We start from the raw sequence: 338 nt of genomic DNA on the forward strand, positions 1-338 counted from the left end.
GGCAAGGTGTTACTGACAGATATCACTTATTTATATTATGGTACAGGCAAGAAAGCTTATTTATCAACGATCAAGGACAGTTCAACCAATGAAATACTGGCTTATCATGTCTCAGAGAGAATCACTATGGACCTTGCGACGGACACTCTTCTAAAGCTGAAGAAAAATCGAAGATTTAAAAAAGCAAAGGGTGCCTTTATTCATTCGGATCAGGGAACGCATTACACACATCCTGATTTTCAAAAGATGGTTAAGAAAATGGGGTTAAACCAGTCGATGTCTAGACGAGGAAACTGTTGGGATAACGCCCCCCAAGAATCCTTCTTTGGTCATTTTAA

Annotated in this window: 1 protein-coding gene; it reads left to right on the forward strand. The window is 39.3% G+C overall.

Features of this window, described 5'->3' with window-relative positions; all coding sequences use genetic code 11:
• Positions 1–338 (forward strand): DDE-type integrase/transposase/recombinase (locus tag AC5V8P_RS26245; RefSeq protein WP_495474139.1); only part of this gene is annotated, 338 nt, incomplete at both ends.

The organism is Paenibacillus sp. N119s, assembly GCF_059447605.1.